At 58.3% G+C, this 18,894-nt stretch carries 24 protein-coding genes; 22 read left to right on the top strand and 2 right to left on the bottom strand.

Going from position 1 to position 18,894, the window contains the following annotated elements:
- Positions 1-55 precede the first annotated feature (55 nt).
- A complete protein-coding gene (locus AKG12_RS00520; RefSeq protein WP_052817024.1) occupies positions 56-319 on the bottom strand; it encodes a helix-turn-helix domain-containing protein in 264 nt (87 codons plus the stop codon).
- A 336-nt stretch (positions 320-655) separates the two neighbouring features.
- On the opposite strand from AKG12_RS00520, the gene AKG12_RS00515 reads away from it, so the two are divergent.
- The 22 genes from AKG12_RS00515 to AKG12_RS00415 all read left to right on the top strand — a co-directional run bounded on the left by AKG12_RS00515 (position 656) and on the right by AKG12_RS00415 (position 18,661).
- Entirely contained in the window at positions 656-1,048 is a 393-nt protein-coding gene (locus AKG12_RS00515) for an Acb2/Tad1 domain-containing protein (RefSeq protein WP_197283280.1), read from the top strand.
- Positions 1,049-1,061: 13 nt separating this feature from the next.
- Positions 1,062-1,421, top strand: coding sequence for a hypothetical protein (locus AKG12_RS00510; RefSeq protein WP_052817022.1), 360 nt, complete (start codon positions 1,062-1,064; stop codon positions 1,419-1,421).
- 163 nt (positions 1,422-1,584) lie between these two features.
- Positions 1,585-1,851 carry a spike base protein, RCAP_Rcc01079 family gene (locus AKG12_RS00505; RefSeq protein ID WP_052817019.1) on the top strand — a complete coding sequence of 89 codons (267 nt, stop codon included), beginning with the start codon at positions 1,585-1,587 and terminating at the stop codon, positions 1,849-1,851.
- A gap of 5 nt (positions 1,852-1,856) precedes the next feature.
- A complete protein-coding gene (locus AKG12_RS00500; protein ID WP_052817016.1) occupies positions 1,857-2,102 on the top strand; it encodes a hypothetical protein in 246 nt (81 codons plus the stop codon).
- Between the two features lie 3 nt (positions 2,103-2,105).
- Positions 2,106-2,564 carry a terminase small subunit-like protein gene (locus AKG12_RS00495; RefSeq protein ID WP_052817014.1) on the top strand — a complete coding sequence of 153 codons (459 nt, stop codon included), beginning with the start codon at positions 2,106-2,108 and terminating at the stop codon, positions 2,562-2,564.
- Entirely contained in the window at positions 2,542-4,053 is a 1,512-nt protein-coding gene (locus AKG12_RS00490) for a terminase large subunit (protein ID WP_052817011.1), read from the top strand. Before AKG12_RS00495 ends, AKG12_RS00490 begins: the two co-directional genes overlap by 23 nt.
- Positions 4,053-6,116 (top strand): portal protein, encoded by a 2,064-nt coding sequence (locus AKG12_RS00485; protein WP_052817008.1) that lies wholly within the window; start codon positions 4,053-4,055, stop codon positions 6,114-6,116. The genes AKG12_RS00490 and AKG12_RS00485 overlap by 1 nt, the downstream gene beginning before the upstream one ends.
- Entirely contained in the window at positions 6,113-6,349 is a 237-nt protein-coding gene (locus tag AKG12_RS00480; protein WP_052817006.1) for a hypothetical protein, read from the top strand. Before AKG12_RS00485 ends, AKG12_RS00480 begins: the two co-directional genes overlap by 4 nt.
- A gap of 33 nt (positions 6,350-6,382) precedes the next feature.
- On the top strand, positions 6,383-7,363 hold the full coding sequence (locus tag AKG12_RS00475) for a hypothetical protein (RefSeq protein ID WP_082178643.1): 981 nt from the start codon (positions 6,383-6,385) through the stop codon (positions 7,361-7,363).
- 49 nt (positions 7,364-7,412) lie between these two features.
- Positions 7,413-8,399 carry a DUF5309 domain-containing protein gene (locus AKG12_RS00470; RefSeq protein WP_052817004.1) on the top strand — a complete coding sequence of 329 codons (987 nt, stop codon included), beginning with the start codon at positions 7,413-7,415 and terminating at the stop codon, positions 8,397-8,399.
- Between the two features lie 12 nt (positions 8,400-8,411).
- On the top strand, positions 8,412-8,846 hold the full coding sequence (locus tag AKG12_RS00465; RefSeq protein WP_052817001.1) for a hypothetical protein: 435 nt from the start codon (positions 8,412-8,414) through the stop codon (positions 8,844-8,846).
- Between the two features lie 55 nt (positions 8,847-8,901).
- Positions 8,902-9,210 (top strand): hypothetical protein, encoded by a 309-nt coding sequence (locus AKG12_RS00460; RefSeq protein ID WP_052816999.1) that lies wholly within the window; start codon positions 8,902-8,904, stop codon positions 9,208-9,210.
- 2 nt (positions 9,211-9,212) lie between these two features.
- The gene (locus AKG12_RS00455) at positions 9,213-9,536 is read left to right on the top strand and encodes a hypothetical protein (RefSeq protein WP_052816996.1); all 324 of its coding nucleotides are present in this window, start codon (positions 9,213-9,215) and stop codon (positions 9,534-9,536) included.
- Entirely contained in the window at positions 9,536-9,694 is a 159-nt protein-coding gene (locus tag AKG12_RS30035; protein WP_156316002.1) for a hypothetical protein, read from the top strand. Before AKG12_RS00455 ends, AKG12_RS30035 begins: the two co-directional genes overlap by 1 nt.
- The gene (locus tag AKG12_RS00450) at positions 9,694-10,296 is read left to right on the top strand and encodes a phage adaptor protein (RefSeq protein ID WP_052816994.1); all 603 of its coding nucleotides are present in this window, start codon (positions 9,694-9,696) and stop codon (positions 10,294-10,296) included. The genes AKG12_RS30035 and AKG12_RS00450 overlap by 1 nt, the downstream gene beginning before the upstream one ends.
- A complete protein-coding gene (locus AKG12_RS00445; RefSeq protein ID WP_052816992.1) occupies positions 10,293-10,892 on the top strand; it encodes a phage adaptor protein in 600 nt (199 codons plus the stop codon). Before AKG12_RS00450 ends, AKG12_RS00445 begins: the two co-directional genes overlap by 4 nt.
- The gene (locus AKG12_RS00440; RefSeq protein WP_156316001.1) at positions 10,892-12,499 is read left to right on the top strand and encodes a hypothetical protein; all 1,608 of its coding nucleotides are present in this window, start codon (positions 10,892-10,894) and stop codon (positions 12,497-12,499) included. The genes AKG12_RS00445 and AKG12_RS00440 overlap by 1 nt, the downstream gene beginning before the upstream one ends.
- On the top strand, positions 12,496-12,957 hold the full coding sequence (locus AKG12_RS00435) for a hypothetical protein (protein ID WP_052816989.1): 462 nt from the start codon (positions 12,496-12,498) through the stop codon (positions 12,955-12,957). Before AKG12_RS00440 ends, AKG12_RS00435 begins: the two co-directional genes overlap by 4 nt.
- Entirely contained in the window at positions 12,950-14,287 is a 1,338-nt protein-coding gene (locus AKG12_RS00430) for a tail fiber domain-containing protein (protein ID WP_052816986.1), read from the top strand. The genes AKG12_RS00435 and AKG12_RS00430 overlap by 8 nt, the downstream gene beginning before the upstream one ends.
- Before the next feature lie 56 nt (positions 14,288-14,343).
- Positions 14,344-14,595, top strand: coding sequence for a hypothetical protein (locus AKG12_RS00425; protein WP_052816981.1), 252 nt, complete (start codon positions 14,344-14,346; stop codon positions 14,593-14,595).
- Positions 14,595-16,610, top strand: coding sequence for a hypothetical protein (locus AKG12_RS00420; RefSeq protein WP_052816979.1), 2,016 nt, complete (start codon positions 14,595-14,597; stop codon positions 16,608-16,610). The genes AKG12_RS00425 and AKG12_RS00420 overlap by 1 nt, the downstream gene beginning before the upstream one ends.
- Complete coding sequence (locus AKG12_RS00415) at positions 16,610-18,661, top strand: hypothetical protein (protein WP_052816976.1); 2,052 nt, start codon at positions 16,610-16,612, stop codon at positions 18,659-18,661. The genes AKG12_RS00420 and AKG12_RS00415 overlap by 1 nt, the downstream gene beginning before the upstream one ends.
- Here the strand turns inward: AKG12_RS00415 and AKG12_RS00410 are convergent.
- The gene (locus AKG12_RS00410) at positions 18,634-18,876 is read right to left on the bottom strand and encodes a hypothetical protein (RefSeq protein WP_052817823.1); all 243 of its coding nucleotides are present in this window, start codon (positions 18,874-18,876) and stop codon (positions 18,634-18,636) included. The genes AKG12_RS00415 and AKG12_RS00410 overlap by 28 nt on opposite strands.
- Positions 18,877-18,894 lie beyond the last annotated feature (18 nt).

Genomic DNA, 18,894 nt, shown 5'->3' with positions numbered 1-18,894 from the left:
ATCGACCCTTCTCTAATCGGAGAATTCGAACACCGGGACACCGGGCGCGGCGTATTTAAGTCTTGGAGGTCAGGCGGTTTATTACCGTTTCGATTTCCAAGGGAAGAAAGCCCATCTTCAGAGGATCATCGGCGGCGAGCTTGACCAATGCCCAGCATGCGGCTGCTTCATGAACTGGACGAATTGTTGCCTTCCCGGCTTCAAGGTCCTCATAGGTCCGCAGCGGCACGCCCATGGCCAAGGCAAATTGCGATTGCGTCAGGTTCGCGCCCGTTCGCCAGTACCGAAGCAAGTTTTCGCCCGTTACGGTGGTTGTCATTGAAGGTTCCTTTCTGGTTTGCTATCTTGGGAACCGGAAGGAAGTGCAAGTTCCTCCCGGCCCCCAGTTAGCGGCTAATGGTGATTGTCAGTCGCCATTTTCCGAACCGGACTTGGAAGGTGAGCTTGACGCTCATGGTGTCCTCCTAGTCCCCGAAGCTTGATTGCTCCGGTAAGATTGTTATGCCACGGAAACCGTGGTGCCGCAATAGAAAAACCACGGAAACCGTGGAATATTTTAAAGCCGTCCGGTTATGCTGGGCGGCTTTTCTCGTTTTCGCCCCCGTCAGCAATGGCGGGGTTTTTCTTTAGGCCAATCAACCCAAGGAGAGTGCTGATGCGCACGATCAACGACCACAAGGTCAATCCAGCCAACGACAAGATTGAAATTCGTGTCACTGACGAACCTGGTGCCGGCGGTGCCAATCACGTCTATGAGGTATGGCTGCCTGATATGGTCGTTGACGGACCCGGTGAAGGGCATACTCACGGCCCCACTGCGACTATCCGCTTCCAGAATGGCCCGATCAACGAAAACGGCGTCAACGGCCTCACGCAGGAAGTGCTCCTTGCAATCGTTGCCGATCGGCTTCGCGCTTTCCAGTCCGGGCCTTACGCCTGCCGGGAGAATGCGCTGGCGCTGACGAAGATCGAGGAAGCGCAGCACTGGCTCCACAGTCGCACGCTGGCGCGGATGTCGCGCGGCGTCGAAGGCACCCACAAGTTTTAAGGAGAGCTGAACCATGGCAATGACCCGAGAAACATCCGCGCTTCAGGCTGGCTACGGCGCTGTGGATTACAGTGATCGTCTGGCTGCGCAACGCGAAGTCTACGCCACTGCCGTCCCGCCGAAGACGATGACGCCGATCGACCGAATTCGTCAGGTACTCAACGAGGCCCGCGAAGTTTCCACCCGCGCCGGCTCTATGGTTGACAGCCTCATTGGTGTTCGCCCCGAAGGTGACCCAAAAGGTGAAGGCAGGATTACGGGCGGTGGCATTCTGACCTCTCTGGCTGACAACGCCGAGGACGCCCTCACCGAACTGCGCCGCGCCAACGATGAGCTTTCGCGTCTGTCGAAGGTTCTCGGGCTAGGGCTTTAACCTCTTCATGGGCGAGCGGACGATCCTGACCTCGTCAACCGGTACGAGGAACAAGGTTTTGCTCACGGCTTGGAACCATGCGCTGTCCGCTCGACGGGTGTTTCACCCGGCATATGGGGGCGCAAAGCAAAGCAAACCGGGCTTCACTTACTAGGAGAACATCATGCCAGCACAAGATTTGGCGAACGGCGGTAACAACATCACGTCACCAGCTGGCCGTTATGCCGTCGCCACCCCGAGCGACAGCGCCGATTTGGGTTTCGTCTCCCGCGCCATCTATGTGGGCGGCGACGGCAATATCGCGGCGGTCTCTCCTGAAGGACAGGTCGTCACCTTTGTGGGCGTGCCTGCTGGGACCATCCTTCCCATTCGGTGCAACCGGATCAATCTGACCGGTACGACGGCAACGAACCTTGTCGCACTGTGGTGACAGCCATGTCGGCAACAATCCGGGTTCTCGATACAAGGGCAGCAGCAAAGGCTGAAGTCGTAGAGGAAGCAAAGCGCGTCCTCGCAATGGCCGAACGGGGCGAGATTGTTGATCTCTCATGGTCAGCTGCAAAGGTGGACGGTTCTGTCCTCTCATCCTTCACGGCAACAGAGGACGCACACAGGCGCATTGCTTCGGTGTCCCGCCTTCTGCATCGCCTGCATCTGATGTCAGACGAACAGGAAGAGTAAGGCATGGGCAGGCCAACGAAATTCAATCAGGCCACTGCCGACGCGATATGTGATCGACTTGCAAGTGGCCTCAGTCTGCGCCGGATTTGCCGCAATAGCGCCATGCCGAACAAGGCGACGGTGTTCAGATGGCTGGCAGCAAACAGCGAGTTTAGCGACCAGTACGCGCGCGCACGCGAATCTCAAGCCGATCTGTTGGTTGATGAGATGATCGACATTGCCGACCAACCCAAGATTGGCAAGAAAACGAAGCGGACTTCGGACGGAAAGCTGGAAGAAACCACCTTCGACATGACCGAGCATCGCCGGTTGCAGATCGAGACGCGCAAATGGGTTGCGGCCCGGATGCGACCGAAGAAATACGGCGACAAGATCGATGTCGAACAGAAGACGACGCTTGAGGCTGGCGACAGCGTAATGGCGCTGATGAAGGCGATCGATGGGCGAACCCGCACTAAGTGAGGACATTGTTGCGCAGTGGTCTGACCGACGCTGGCGGCTGAATAACCTCTATTACATCAAGGACAGGCACGGCAACGTCGTGCTGTTCAAGATGAACCCGTCGCAGGAAAAGCTGCTGGATGATCTGCATTTTCTGAACATCATCCTCAAGGCGCGGCAGATGGGGTTTTCGACCTTCATTCTGCTGCTGGCGCTGGACTGCTGCATATTCAATTCGAACTTCGCGGCCGGCCTGATCGCTGACACGAAGAAGAACGCGCAAAACCTGCTCGAGCGCATCAAATACGCTTACGATAAGCTGCCGCTGCCGATCCAGCGCACAGTTCAAATCGTATCCGACAATTCGACGGAGATAGAGTTCAGTAATGGCTCGGGTGTCGAGGTCGGCGTTTCGCTGCGATCCGGCACGAAGAACTTCCTGCATATCTCCGAATACGGGAAGATTTGCGCAAAGACGCCTGACAAAGCCAAGGAAGTGAAGTCCGGTTCGCTCAACACTCTGGCGTCTGGTCAGCTTGGCTTCATCGAAAGCACGGCTGAAGGGCGCGGTGGCGACTTCTACGACAAGGTGCAGATTGCCCGGAAGATTCTGGATGCCGGCCGCGAACCCGGCGAGATGGATTACCGGTTTCATTTCTTCGCGTGGTGGGAAGATGCCTCATACCAACTGAACGCGCCCACGCTGATCACCGAAGAGGATGCCGTCTATTTCGCAGGGCTTGAGGAGGAGCACGGCATAACGCTCACGATGCCCCAGAAATGGTGGTACGTGGCCAAGAAGGCGGAACAGGGCGAGGATATGTGGAAAGAGTTTCCATCCACTCCTGACGAAGCTTTCCGGGCAGCGAAGGAAGGCGCGTATTTCGGCAAGGAGATGCGCACGCTGCGCCAGCTTGGCCGGATCGGTTCCTACCCATTCGTGCCAAACATCGCCGTCAATACGTTCTGGGATTTCGGTCTGGGCGACAATCAGACGATATGGCTGCATCAGGAAGTCGCTGGCGAACATCGGTTCCCCGGCTATTTCGAAGACAGCGGAATGGGCCTCGGCCACTATTTCAATCTGCTCGACAAATGGGCGGCACAGCGCGGCGCACGGTGGGGAAAGCACTACGGGCCGCATGACGTTGATCATCGACGCCAGACGACGACAGCGGGGCAGGCAGAGACCATCAAGACGATGTCGGCCAAACAGGGCTTCATATTCGAGACGGTCGAGCGCAACCCAGACAAGATTAATTCCATCATGGGCGTTCGCGCAAAGCTGCCCAGCTGCTGCTTCGATGAAGTGGGGGCCGCGCAGGGCATCATCCATCTGGAAAACTACAGCCGCGATTGGGATGAAAAGCTGGGCGTTTGGCGCAGTTACCCAAGGCATGACGCGCACAGCCATGGCGCTGACGGGTTCATGACATTCACAGACGGCTACAAGACGCCGCCCAAGCCGAATGGCGAGTGGGACAAGTTCAAGCAACAGAAGGTGGCCTAATGCCCGAAGCACAAGACGACAAGCGGAATGGCGCGCTGACCGCTGCTGTCTCGCACCTTGTGAAAGAGTGCGAAAGCTATCGCGAAGAACTGTCGATCGACCGCGACAAGGCGATGGAATACTTCGACGGCAAGATGGATGACGTTCCGGTTGTCGATGGCCGGTCGAAAGTCGTTTCCCGTGACGTTCGCGCTCATATCAAGAAGGTGCTGCCATCGCTCATTCGCACGATCCTCGGCAATGACCAGGTGGCCGAATTCCAGCCGATGGGTGAAGGCGATGAGGAATACGCGGAACAGGCTTCCGACTACATCAGCAATGTGGTCTTTCCGGAGAGCGATGGATACGAAGCTGTCGAGGATGCGATCCATGATGCTCTCAAACTCCGCAACGGCATTATTCGCTGGTGGCGCGAGAAGAAGGACAGCGTTCAGGTAACGAAGCATACCGGCCTTGACGAGATGGCGCTGGTTCAGCTGATCAGCGACGACGATGTTACCGTGCTCGAGCAGGATCGGCGCATTGAGATTGTTGACGTTGAAGGACAGGGTCCGACGCCTTCGACGGTCTACGATATCAAGATCAGGAAGCGCTTCACGAATGGCCGCAACCGTCTCGGTGCCGTGCCTCCGGAACAGCTTCTGATCCATCCTGACGCAATGTGCATCGAAGAAAGCCCGCTTACCGGCATCAACATGCGTCAGCGCCGCTCTGACCTCGTGGCGATGGGTTATGACCGGGATCTGGTCGACAGCCTGCCGATCGCCGGCACAACGAGCGATCAGGACGATGAAGAGAGCACCCGTCGCCGGGATATGATCAACGACGATAACGCAACGGCTGCAAAGGCCATGCAGGAAGTCGAGTATTACGAGCTCTACGTTCGGTACGACGCCGACGACGACGGTATCGCAGAGCTTCGCAGGCTGATCTATGCCGGTGCGATCAAGGAAGAATATCTGCTCGAAAACGAGGAATGGGACGATGTCCCGTTTGCTGACATCATTTCGGAACGCCGGCCGCATCAGCGCGAAGGTTCGTCCATCGCTGACGACACCATGGAAGGCCAGAAGGTCAAGACAGTTCTTCTCCGGGAGACGCTGGATAACATCTACTGGCAGAACAAGCCGCAGCCGATCGTTGACGAGCAGGCCGTGGTCAACCCCGATGCAGTGCTCAACCCGGCCTTCGGCAAGCCGATCCGCGTCAGCGCCGGAACAGATGTCCGCGCGGCTCTTGGCTTTACGCAGGTGCCGTTCGTCGGTGCGCAGTCGTTCCAGATGCTGGATTACTTCGACCGCGAAATGTCGGATGTCACCGGCATATCGGATGCTTCGGGCGGTCTCGCACCTGATGCACTGCAGAATGTTACGGCCAAGGCCTCATCCATGGTCGAGCAGGCTGGCATTGCCCAGACCGAACTCATGGCTCGCACCATTGCCCGTGGTCTTATCCCGGTCTTCAAGGGCCTTCTGAAGCTGACGATCAAGCATCAGGACAAGCCCCGCACGGTTCGCCTGCGCAAGAAGTGGGTGACGTTCGATCCGAAGCCCTGGAACTCGGGCATGGATGTCATCGTGAATACCGGCCTTGGCGCAGGCACGCGTGAGCGCGACATGATGATGATGCAGATGATCGTCGGCCTTCAGGAAAAGCTGCTGGCGCAGCTGGGCGCGGTCAATAACCCGTTCGTGTCACCGAAGAACGTGTTCAACGCGCTGACGAAGCTTGTGCAGGCGTCGGGCATGCGATCGACCGACCAGTTCTTCACGGAACCGAGTGAAGACCAGATTAACAAGCTCATCGCCCAGCAAGGCAACCAGCCGAATCCAGAAATGGAAAAGCTGAAGCAGCAGCAGCAGCAGGCCGAAATGGACGCGAACATCGAGCGGGAGAAAATCCAGAGTAACGAGCGGATCGAGATGGCGAAGATGCAGCAGGAATATGACCTGAAGCGTTACCAGATCGATCAGGAAATTCAGTTGAAGCAGCGCCAGAACGTGGCGCAGGCATTGACCGGGCAAAACGTTACGTCTGTCCAGTTTGGAGGTATGGCAGGATGAGGGACGAAGAGAAAACGGCAGCTGCACGCGCGCTGCTCGACAATCCCCTGTTTCATCTCCTTCTGGACGATATCGAGGCAGCAGCCATCAATAGCTGCATCAACGCCAAGGTGACAGATCACGAGACGCGGGCCGGCTATGCCGCAGAAGCCCGCGCTATCAGAAATTTGCGCAGCAAGCTCAACCACCTTTCGGCGGAAGCAAAGGCAGGCGCGAACCAGGCACCCGCATAACGCCGGTGCGACCAACCCTATAAGGGAAAGACCATGACAATTAACGATAGTGCCAACCTGCCGGCTGACGGCGGGAGCAAAACCGTTGAACCCTCGGATATCGACAACCCCTCCGCGCTGAACTTCTGGGAGCCTGAAGAAGAACAGGCCAACCCGGAACAAAGTGGCGATGGGATCGCAGACGAGACCGGTGCGGCTGAATACGAGATCGACAGCCAAGAGACCGATGCGACCGCAGGTGACGAAAACGAGGAAGACGACGATATCGGCAATGAAAATGCCGGTGCCGACGCCGAACTTGATGAGACACTGGTAACGCTCAAGGGCGGAGAGCAGGTTCCTGTCAAGGAACTGAAGCTCGGTTACATGCGGGAGCGCGATTACCGCCTCAAAACTCAGGAAACGGCCAATCGCGGCCGGGAACTGGAATCTCTATCCACCCGCGTGGTCAACACGGCCAATGCGTTCGCGCAATTCCTTGCCAGCCAGCTGCCGCCAGAGCCGTCACACGATCTGGCGATACAGAACCCGAATGAATACACCCGCCAGAAGGCAATCTTTGATAACGCGATGGGTCGCGTGAACCAGATTTTGCAGATGGGGGCTGAACCTCAGGCGGTTGTTCAGCGGCTGACCGGCGAACAGCGGAATGAGATGCTGAAACAAGAGAGTGAAAATCTTGTCGAAGCGTTCCCTCAGACCGCCAAACCGGAAGAGCGCGAAAAGTTCTTCGAGGAAGCATTCGATACGGCACGGCAGCTAGGTTTCTCTGACGAGGAAATGGCTGAAGTCACCGATCACCGGTATTTCAAACTTGCCCACTACGCCCGCCTAGGCATGCAAGCCGAAGCGGCGAAGAAAAAGGCGTTTGCCAAGGTGAACAATGCTCCTCCTGCTGCCCCGGCGCGCAAGGCTCAAGGCCAGAACGCCCAGCAGAGCCGGAAGAACAAGGATGCGATGGAGAAGCTGACCCGAACGGGCTCGCTCAAAGACGCGATGAATATCGACTTCTGATCGGACATCGCAGCGGGCCTTTTGACCCCACTACTCCGAGGTAACTGTTATGGCAGTCATTACGAACACTGTCCGCACTACGAATGCGGTCGGCAATCGCGAAGAGCTTTCCGACGTTGTGTCGCGCATCACGCCGGAAGACACCCCGATCTATTCCATGATCGAAAAGGGCAAAACCAAGTCCGTCCATCCCGAATGGGAAACGGATGATCTGGCTGCGCCCGGCGAAAACGCCCGCGAAGAAGGCGAAGAATACGACTTCGACAAGGTCGATCCCCCGGCCCGTGTCGGCAACTACACGCAGATTCTGCGCAAGAGCTGGATCATCTCCGGCACGCAGGAAGAAGTGGACGAAGCCGGCAAGATCCAGAAGCGCAAGTATCAGAAGGCGAAGAAGGGCGTCGAGATCCGAAAGGATACCGAATACGCCATCGTTTCGAACCAAGGCTCTGTCGGCGGTGCTGTCCGTCGCTTGGGTGGCCTGCCCAGCTGGATCGTCAGCAACGTTTCCCGTGGTGCTGGTGGTGCAAACGGCGGCTTTGTCGGCGGCTTCACCGTCCCGGCAACGAACGGCACGCAGCGCGTCTTCACGAAGGACATCCTTGACGGCGTCATGCAGCAGGGTTTCAACAACGGCGCCAAGTTCAAGCACGTTGTCGGCTCGGCTTTCGTGAAGTCCACGTTCGTCAAGTTCATGTCCGACGCCAACGTGGCATCGTTCCGATACTCGGTCGAATCCAAAGGCCAGCGGAACACCATCGTTGCAACGGCTGACTTCTACGAAGGCCCGTTCGGCAAGGTTCTGGTTCACCCCAGCACCGTCCAGTCGACGCCGGCACTCGCCCGCAACGCCTTCTTCCTCGATACCGACTTCCTTGAATTCCTCTGGCTCCGCAAGATCCAGGAAGACACGAAGGTCGCGAAAACCGGTGACGCCGACAAGGGCGTGATCATCGGTGAAGGCACTCTGAAGGTTGCCAATGAAAAGGGCCTCGGCGTAGCCGCTGACCTCTTCGGCATCTCGGCTTCGCAGTAAGGAGAAACGAACATGCCGACATATCTTCCTTTTGTCGTGACGGCGGCAACGCTCGCCCTCAACGCCTCCACCCACGGCACCCCGGCAGCAGTCGTTGTCAATCGTGCCGCAGGCTCGACACTCGTTCTGCCGGCCGCCTATGGCTCCGGTACCGAGTTCGATATCATGGTGGGCGCAACTATCACGTCCAATAACCTGATCGTTCAGGTGGCCAACTCGTCCGACGTGATGACCGGTCAGGCCGTGATGCTTCAGGACGCTGGCGATACCGTCGCCGGCTTCGAAACTGCCGCCGATACCGACACGATCACCATGAACGGCTCTACCAAGGGCGGCATTCGTGGCGACCGCATCCGCCTCAAGGATATCGCGAACAACGTCTGGCAAGTCCAGATCATCGCAGCCGGTACCGGAACCGAAGTCACACCGTTCTCCGCAGCGGTTTGATCCTGAAACGAGGGGTGGCGAAAGCTGCCCCTTTCCTTTTCGAGGAGACGATAACATGTCGAAGAACGAAAGCCCGCTCGATCCGGGCGTTGCATCCACCACCGAGCAGGCGCCGATTGTTCCCGAAGGCGCAGCGCCGCCCAAGGTCGAAGGCGTCACCCCCGGTGACACCCCGAGCCCGGTGCTCAAGACGGAAGATCCGAAGTCGAAGGAGAAGACCCGCAAGGTTCGTCTCAAGTTCGATTACTGGCCTGAAGAAGGCGTTCGCAAGGCTGCCGGCGAGGTGATCCCGCTGCCGCTGTCCAAGGCGAAGGAACTCATCAGCCAGGGCAAGGCGGAAATCCCGCTTGAGGAAGAAGACTGATCATGAAGATTACGGACGGCCAGTGGGAACTCCACGATTACGACTTTGCCACTGGCCGCTCGGTCTGGCGCTTTTTTGATGGGCAGGAGATGCATTTCCGCATCGACACGCCCGTCGACAACATCGTCAGGGAGAACGAATTCACCCGCAACGCCACTTCGGGCAACGCCTTCGGTGATTGGGTGAAGGTCGCATCGATCCCTCTCAATCATGCGCACGAACAGAACCTCGTCAGGGCGCACAGTGAAGGCGACGACGCCTATGTGAGCCGGTGGCTCAATAACGGCGACAATCGCGCGTGGCGGTCGTTTGAGGGGCGTGTGTGATGACAGAGCGGACCATATCCGACGAGATCAAGGCACTTGAGGCGCGCTGCCCGGACAAAGACGCTGACCCGGAAGAATTTCGGCGCAACGTCGAGAGGCGCGCGGCGCTGTCCGACAAGCGGCGCATGTATCAGACATCAGGATGGAAGGTGGCATAATGAGCTCGATCAGCGATTACTCGTCCCTTCTCATCGACGCCAGCGATTACGCCAAGCGCGACGATGTCTCCCATCTCTTTCAGCGATTTGTCGGCCTAGCCGAAGGCAAGATGAACCGCGTTCTGCGCACGGCAGACATGGAGACGGCCGGAACGGTGGTTCTGACCAATGGCGACGGCGATCTGCCGACCGATTTCCTTGAGGCCAGAGAGGTTTTGACGCCGGATGGCAGAAACATCGGCGCATGGTCTTTGCAAGCGCTGACGGCCCGCTATCGCAATAATGGGGGCTATCCGCAGGGATATGCCGTCGTCGGCAGGAAGATCATGGCGCGCCCAACCTCAAACGGCAGCCTCACGATGACGTATTACGCCGCTATACCGCCGCTGACGCCTGCCGCGCCGACGAACTGGCTGCTGGAAAAGGCTCCGGACGCCTACCTCTACGCGCTGGTCGAAGAAATTTCGATCTGGGCGCGGGATGTTGATGGGGCTGGTGCTGCTCGATCGCTCAAGGAAAACGCGATGGCAGGCCTCACGCTGGCTGACAACCGGCTGCGCTGGGGCAATGGCCAGGTAACGCTCAGCGGGTGCACGCCATGAAGTTCATCGATCTTGTGAATGAAGTTTGCGATGTCGTGAAACTCGACCGTTTCGATAGTGTCTATGGTGCGAACGATGAAAACGCCCAGACGATGCTTGCGCTGGCGTGGGAAGGCGGATGTGAAATCGCCCGCCGGGTTGATTGGCGTGACCTCGTCAAGACATTCCCCGTGGTCTCTGCCCCTTCTGCTTTCCCTCCTGATTTTCAGCGGGTGATTATGGGCGGTTCCGTTATGACCGCAGCGGGAGACTTCGTCAGGCCTGTCTCAAATCGTGGCCAGTGGCGTTTCATGACCGCGCACCCGTCGGCGCAACCGTATTATTTCCTCAGTGAAACAGGGATTGATTTCTCTCCCGTGTCGGCAGCCATCGGGGCGTCTCTGCTTTACCTGTCGAAGGAATGGGTGAGGGCTTCGAACGGCTCCACCAGCAGCACCATTCAAAGCGACGATGACGAGCCGATATTCCCGTCAGAACTGCTTATCAAGAACCTCGTATGGCGCTGGCGCCGGTTCAATGGCCTCGACTACAGCGACCATCTTGCCGAGTTCGAAGCAGATCTTGGCATGTACGAAACAACAGATACGGCGGCGTGATGCCCAGACCCGGACGCATTCCCCAAACGAACCGCGGATCGGTTAAGGTGGCGGCAAAGCAGACATCCGCGCCTTTGACGTTCCCTGCGCCGACACAGGGCCTTGTGACGACGTCCAGCATGGGTGCGGCTGCGCTCGGTTCTGCGATCATACTTGAGAACTGGTTCATGACACTCAAGGGCGCGCGGGTCCGTGGCGGCTCTGCAAAGCGTGGTCTCGCCGCTGACGGTGGTGCCATCAGGAGCGCGTTCAAATACAAGTTCGGCGGCCTTGAAAAGATGTTCATGGCGACCGATGCTGCAATTTACGACATGACAGCGCCGGTTGCGCCGCCAGCAACGACAGCGCCGGCGGTCAGCGGCATGGCAAGCGGCGACTGGTGCGCCTTCCAGCAGACGAACGCCGGAACAAGCTATCTTGTCTGCTTCAATGGCGCGAACGACCGGCAGCTGTTCAATGGCGTTTCGTGGACAACGGCACCCGCCATCACGTTTTCGGACGCGACCACGATGTCGGCGCTGAACTATGGCTGGATGTTCAAGAACCGGCAGTTTCTGCTGAAGAACGGTTCGCTCGATGCCTATTATCTCGACCTCAACGCAGTCGGCGGCGCGGCCTCAGTGTTCCCGCTGGGCGGCGTGATGAAAAAGGGCGGCCAGCTGCTGATGGGCTTTTCATGGTCTATCGAAAGTGGCGACGGTCTGGGCGACTACTGCGTGTTCGTCTCGACGGAAGGTGAAGTTGCGATCTATTCCGGGTCTAATCCGGGTGACGCTGACGATTTCGCCCTCAAAGGTGTCTATCAGATCGGAAAGCCGCTCGGGAAGAACGCGCAGATCCGATCCGGTGCCGATGTGCTTGTCGCGACGATCGACGGCTTGATACCGATTTCTCAGATGTTCCAGCGGGACCGGCAAACGCTTGCGCTGGTGTCTCTGTCGCGGGCCATTGAGGATGAATGGAAGCTTGCGGCCAATGCCACGCCGACGGGCTGGACGATGACGCTATGGCCTGAACAGAACCTCGTCTTCATCGCGTTCCCTGAAAATCTGGTCCTGCCAGACACGACTTTTGTTCTGAACGTGCTCAACGGAAAATGGAGCCTCATCAAGAACTGGCGCGCTCAGGCGTACCAGAGCCTTCAAGGCAGCCTGTTCTTCGGCTCGAACGAGGGGTTTTGCTGGCAAGGCGACATCAGCGGCGCTGACGACGGCGCGCCCTTCGCAGCCATTTACCTGTCGCAATTCACAGCGGCTGGTGAGTTCTCGCAGAGCAAGTCAGCATCGAAAGCAGCCATGTCTTTCCGTGCAAAGACAGAGCCACATGTGAAGCTGTTCGCACGCGGGAATTATGACACCACAGTGCCGCCCTTCGCCATGGTGTCTGTAGGCGATGCGGGCTCATCCGAATGGGATGTTGGTCTTTGGGATGTCGCCAAGTGGGATGGCGTCACAGAGTTCAAGAACTTCAGGTTCAGGCAAAACGTGCGGGCGAGCGGCGAAATGCTGGCCGTCGGTTGCGTGGTGCTTTCGGGCGGGCAGTTCCGGCTCGATGTCGAAGTTGATTTTGCGATCCTTCAGATGGAAGGCGGGGAACAGTCAGCATGAGATTTACATGGGGTTTGGCTGAAAAGGGCGAGCAAACAGAACGCCTTGCCTTCCTCGTGGCTGACAAGATTTGGCCGGGGAAAGGGTACGACTTCGGCCCGTGTCGCGGCATAGCGATTGTGCATGGTGATCAACTGGCGGCCGGCGTCATCTATCACAATTATGATTGTGAGGCTGAAGTGCTGGAGTTATCGGCGGCGGCGTTCATGCCTGGCTGGCTGACCCGCCATACGCTGAAGGCGATGTTCGATTATCCCTTTATCAGTTGCGGCTGCCAAGCTGTTGTGCATCGCGTCCCAGATGAGGACACGGCGCAACACCGCATGCTCACCTCATACGGGCATGCCCATTATCGAATCCCTCGGCTTAGAGGCCGGGATAAAGCAGAAAATCTATTCATTCTGACCCGTGAAGCATGGGCCAGTAATGCTTTCAACAAGAGGCGCACTGATGGGTAAAAAGTCTCCAAAAGCACCCGATCCGAAGGAAACGGCGTCTGCCCAGACCAGCACAAACATCGGTACGGCTATCGCTAACGGCTATCTTGGGAACGTCAATCAGGTCACGCCAGACGGCTCATTGACCTATTCGCAGACCGGGACCAATCAGTGGCGCGATCCGATGAGCGGGGCATGGTATGAACTGCCATCGTGGACAGCCACGCAGACCCTGTCACCCGCGCAGCAGGCAATCAAGGAACAGCAGGACGCGGCCGAAAAGAACCTTGCCACGCTGGCAAATACTCAGTCGGGGCGCCTGAACGATCTGCTCAAAGACCCGATGTCCATCGCAGGAGCGCCTGCGGCCGGAAGTTCTGCCTCGCTAAACACGCCGAACTACACCCAATTCGGGCAGGGTCCGACGCTGCAGTCGTCTGTGGGCGACGTCGGAGACATCACAAAGTCCTATGGAACGGACTACGGCGCCAATGTCCAGCAGGTGCAGGACGCGCTTATGGCGCGCATGCAGCCGTCCCTCGATCAGAATCGGGCAGCGCTCGAGCAGAAACTTGCAAATCAGGGCCTTCAGCCCGGATCAGCAGCTTATGACCGAGCATATGATTCTGCCACGCGACAGGAGAACGACGCCAAGTATGGCGCCATTCTCAATGCTGGACAAGAACAGACCCGCCTCGCCGGTCTCGCCCAGCAGCAGGCCACCTTTCAGAACGCTGCCCAGCAGCAGGCATACGGCCAAGCCTATCAGAATACCGGATTGGCAAACTCTACGGCTCAGCAGCAGTTTCAGAACCAGAACACCACGACGGGCGCGAACAACGCTTTGCAGGATCAGACCTTCAATGCCCAGCAAGCGAAGATCAACGCCCAGAACGCCGAACGCGCCAACTATCTGAACGAGCAGTATGCGCTCAGGAACCAGAATGTGAACGAGGTTTTGGGTATCGCCAGCGGCGCGCAGGTGTCCAACCCGAACTTCGTCCCGACACAGGGCCAGAGCATTCCGACGGTCGATTATGCGAGCCTCGTGCAGCAGAATTACGCCAACGAGCTTGGTGCCTACAATCAGAAGCAGGCCAACTCCGGCGCGCTCCTTGGCGGCCTGGCTGGCTTGTTCAGTCTGTCCGACAAGACGGCGAAGAAAGATATCAAGAAGGTCGGCGGCCTGTACGAGTACCGATACAAGGGCGAAGGAAGAAGCGCTCCGAAGCGGATCGGCGTCATGGCGCAGGAAGTTGAGAAGGTTCGTCCCGGTGCGGTGCGTAAGGGTGCCGACGGCAAGAAACGCGTCAACTACGGCGCATTGTTCGCCGCCGGTGCCGCACGATGAACGGCGCATTCCCTCCGGCTCCCTCGGCTCAAAGCCCGTTCGCGCGATATGCAGGCATGGCTCAGCCGTCGGAGGAACAGCGCCGGCAGCAAATGATGCAGCAGTTTGCGCAGCAGATCGTCGGGCAGCCGACGCAGAACGTCGCGCAGGGTGTCGGGCAAATGATTGCCGGTGCCGGTCTCGGCCTTTCGAAATTTAATCAGCAGCAAAGCGCTGCCTTTCCACAAGCGCCGGGTGGCGCGAAGCCTAGCATCATGACGGGCCTCGCCAACTTCTTCACAGGCCGGAACAATGGAGGTCTTTACTGATGGCGGGATATCTGTTCGGCGGGAACACGGGCGTTTCCTATAACGACCTTCAGCGCCGCCGTGAGATTGCGGACGCTTTGTCCAAGCAGATCATGGGCGAAACGCCGAAAACGACGGCTCAGGGCATTGGCGCGCTGATGAAGGGCATTGGCGCTGGTATCGGTCGTTATTCCGCGAACAAGGGCCTGAAGGAAGGCACCGACGGCGCAAACTCCGCTTACGAATCCATCCTTGGCCGGATTATGGGCGGCTCGCCGTCGGCAGCATCAACGGTGGCATCCGCAGGGGGTGGCGGTTCCGGCATCCCAATGCCCGGTGCCGCGTCGGAGATTGCGGCCACGTCGCCAAATGGTGGCGGCATGCAAAACTATCGCGATGCAATCGCCTCGATCGAGAGCAAGGGCAGCGGCGACTATTCCGCTGTCGGTCCGACGCACCCGAAGATGGGCCGCGCGCTTGGCCGTTACCAGATCATGGAAGCCAATATCGGCCCGTGGTCCCAGGCTGCGCTTGGTCGCGCTGTGACGCCGGAAGAGTTCATTGCGAACCCGCAACTTCAGGACGCTGTTTTCGACCACCAGTTCGGCCAGTATGTGCAGAAGTATGGCCCGGAAGGCGCTGCACAGGCGTGGCTCGGCGGGCCCGGTGGCGTTGGTAAAACCGACAGGAAGGATTCGCTCGGCACCAGCATTGGCGAGTACGGCAAGCGCTTCATGGCGGCCGGTGGTGGCGCTCAGGTTGCCAGCCTCGATCCATCGGCAGGCATGTCGGCGGCCGACGCTATCGAGACTGCTGCCCCTCGCGCACCGGCTCCGGGCGGCTATCGTGACCCGATGGTGAGCGCTCCTAACGCCTACCGCGGTTCGGATTACAATTCGCCTATGGTCACATATGACGACCGCGGAATGCGTGTCGAGCGTCCGTCGCAGCAGTTGCAGCCGCCTGCCCAGCAGCAGGCACCAATGCAGGTTGCCCAGAACGGTCAGTATCCGACCGCTCCCCAGCCGCCCGCGCCGCCGATGCCTCCGCAGCCCTCGGCAAACCCCTACAATGGCGTTGATCCTGAGATGCTGAAGCTTCTGTCGAACCCGTTTCTCGACCCCGACAAGAAGCAAATCATTCAGGGCATTGTTCAGCAGCAGATGGAGCGCAACGACCCACTGAAGCAAATGCAGTTGCAGAAGGGGCAAATGGAGCTTGATGCACTCCGCAATCCCCGCCCTGAATATAACTATACGACATTGCCAGACGGCACTGTCTTGCGGACCGACAAGCGCGGCGGCGCCCCCGAGAAGGTCTACGAATCCGACCAGAAGCCGACGACGAACCAGCAGGATTACGAGTATTATCGTGATTTTGAGACGAAGAACGGTCGGCAGCCGCTCGGCCCTCTTGAGTGGGAGCAATCCCAGCGGAAGGCAGGCGCCAGCAACACCACGAATGTGGTGGGCGGTGAAGGAGACAAGTTCTACCAGAAGCTTGACGAGAAGAACGCGGAAACTTTTGCGGCTATGTCCGATGCCGGCGCTCAATCCCGCGCCAAGATGGGCCAGATTGACAGGCTTGAAAACCTGTTTGCAAACGTCCCGCAGGGCATTGAGGGCGGACTGAAGAAGATTGCCGGTGATTGGGGTGTCGCAATTGGTGAAGGTACCAGCGACATTCAGGCGGCGACGGCTCTTCTTGAAAAGATGGTTCCCGAACAGCGCGCGCCCGGTACCGGTCCAATGTCCGATGCTGATATCAAGATGTTCCGCGCCTCGCTTCCGCGAGTTCTAAACCAGCCAGGCGGCAACCAGCTCATATTCCAGACTATGCGCGGTATTGCCGAGTATGAGATGCAAATGGGCGAAATTGCCGATCAGGTGGCCGATAGAACCATCAAGCCATCCGAAGGGCGAAAGCTCATCCGGGAATTGAAGAACCCACTCGACGGATACAAAATTCCGGAGGGATCGACGCCGAACGGCGGCTTTAAAACAACGACCGGCGTGCAATGGAGCATTGGCGATTAATGGCTACTCTCACGGTAAATGGCGTCAAAGTGCAGGTTGACGATAGCTTCCGAAGCCTGTCGCCAGAGCAGCAGGAATCTACGGTAAACGAGATTGCTGCGCAGCTGTCGGCAGGAAAGCGCCAATCCGGTCCTGAGCGATCGGGCGGCATCGATGGAGCGGTACGCTCTGCTGGCCGCGGTGTCCTCGGTATCGGCTCTTACCTCGATGAACTCAACGCCGCGACGAACGCCACGCTTGCGCCTATCGTTGACCCGCTGCTGCCCGATCAGGGTTATGAAAAGCTGCCGGGGGCAACATGGGGCGAGCGATACGACCAGGCTTTGGGCATCCAGCGCCGCAAGGATCAGGAATACGACACTGATCATCCTGTCGCCTCAACAGCGCTGAAGATTGCCGGGGGTGTCGGTTCGGGCGGCGCAGTCCTGCGTGCTGCCCCCGCCGTCGGTAATTTTGTCTTGGGTAATGGCGGAACGAGTATCGGAGGCCGCGTTCTCGCCACGGGATTGGCTGGCGGCGGTACAGGCGTGGTGCAGGGCTTTGGTGCGGGAGAAGGTGGCGCAGCCAATCGCGTCAATCAATCCCTGAAAGAGGGGGCGATAGGTACGGCGGCAGGCGTTGCCATGATGCCCGTGGCAGCCGGCGCCAACAAACTGGCGTCTTCGCTCGCTCGGAAAATCTTGGGAGAATCTGACAACGCTTTAAACGCCATGTCACCAGAGGCCCGCAAGTACGTCCTGAACGAGTTGGCAGCCCCTGACAAAATTCAGATCACACGCCAGTCGCTTGACGAGCTCGGCCCGGAAGCGATGCTGGCCGACGTTTCCCCGGACTGGCTTGGGGTTGCGCGCGGCGCGGCGGCTCGACCCGGAACCAGGAGTATGGTCATTGATCCGCTAAACGAGCGCGCGGGATTGGCAAACGCCCGCATTCGCTCTGACGTGGCGAAAAATCTTGGTCCCGATCCGGTTCCTTCCGCCATTGACAATGAGATCAGGGCGAACATGGGACAGGTAGCGCGCGAATATGGCCCTGTCTTTCTGGAAAAGAATTCATACGATTTTACCCCGATCACAAAAGATTTGGACAAGTCCATTTCTTCGCTTCGTGGCGATGCGCAGCGCCGCCTTCAGCAGGTCCGGGGGATGCTCAATGAATTTGGGAAAGACGCTGTATCCAACGATCCATCCGTCGCGTTCCAAACCCGCCAGGCAATTGATGGCATTCTCGAAACGGAGCAAAATCCGAAAGTCATTTCCGCGCTTTCTGAAGCCCGCCAGATGGTCGATGACGCGTTGACCGCATCAGTGCCTCGCATCAAGGAAGTTGACGCATCCTATTCGGAGCTTGCGCGCCAGCGCGAAGCGCTTCAGCAGGGCCGCCCCGTACTGAACAACGAGGCTAGCGCGATGCGGCCTGGCGAACTTGAGCAGGCATTGAGCCAAGGGGCTTTGCCGCAAGGACAGCAGGTCGGACCATCGGCAGTACCTACGCGGATGCGACAGGGTGCATTGGGTGAAATTTACCGCGCCGTCGGCACGAAGGCGAACGATACGACCGCACTTCGCAATGTTGTTCGGGGTGAAGGAGACTGGAACCGCGAAAAGTTGGGAATGCTGTTCGGGCAAGAGCCGTCCGATAACGTCTTGAATGCCATCGATCGAGAAACAGTCTTTGGCGACACGGCAAACCGCGTCTCGCGTGGCTCTGATACTGCGATGGCGAACCGCTTCGTCAAATTCCTTGATGATACAGCAAAGGCCCAGGACGTTCCCGCCGACACAACGCTGGTGGGGGCAACATCGAGGCTGGGTCGTTCGATTCTTCAGAAGATCATGAAGGGCAACGCAGCAGCAAACGCCGATCAGGTGGCCGAAGATATCGGTCGCTTGAGTGTCGCAAGGGGTGATGTCCGTGAGCAGATTATGGAATCGCTTCTGCGAGCGGGGAAACAGAACGTCATTGATCAGCGAAGGGCGGCAGCCGTCAAAGCGCTTATTGGTGGTGGCGGTCTCGCAGGCTATCAGTCGTTGCCTGGGGTGCGGAACTGACGTTTTGCATCCCAACGGCCGAAATAAAAACCACAAGCGAAAATGACGAAAGCAGGGAAGATCAGGAGTACAATCCACTCTGGCATCTGGTCAAAAGTCCACCTGATGCCAGCCACGACAGGAACCATAAACACCAGCGTGAGTCCTAGTGCCAGCAACGCGATGAGCTTGACGGCTTTATGTGAAGGCTCGCGGGGGTCGTGGTCGATCTGCATGGGCATACAATGCCCGTT

The sequence above is a fragment of the Agrobacterium sp. SUL3 genome, from assembly GCF_001263295.1.
GTDB lineage: Bacteria > Pseudomonadota > Alphaproteobacteria > Rhizobiales > Rhizobiaceae > Agrobacterium > Agrobacterium tomkonis.
This window is presented reverse-complemented; position numbering and strand designations above follow the sequence as displayed.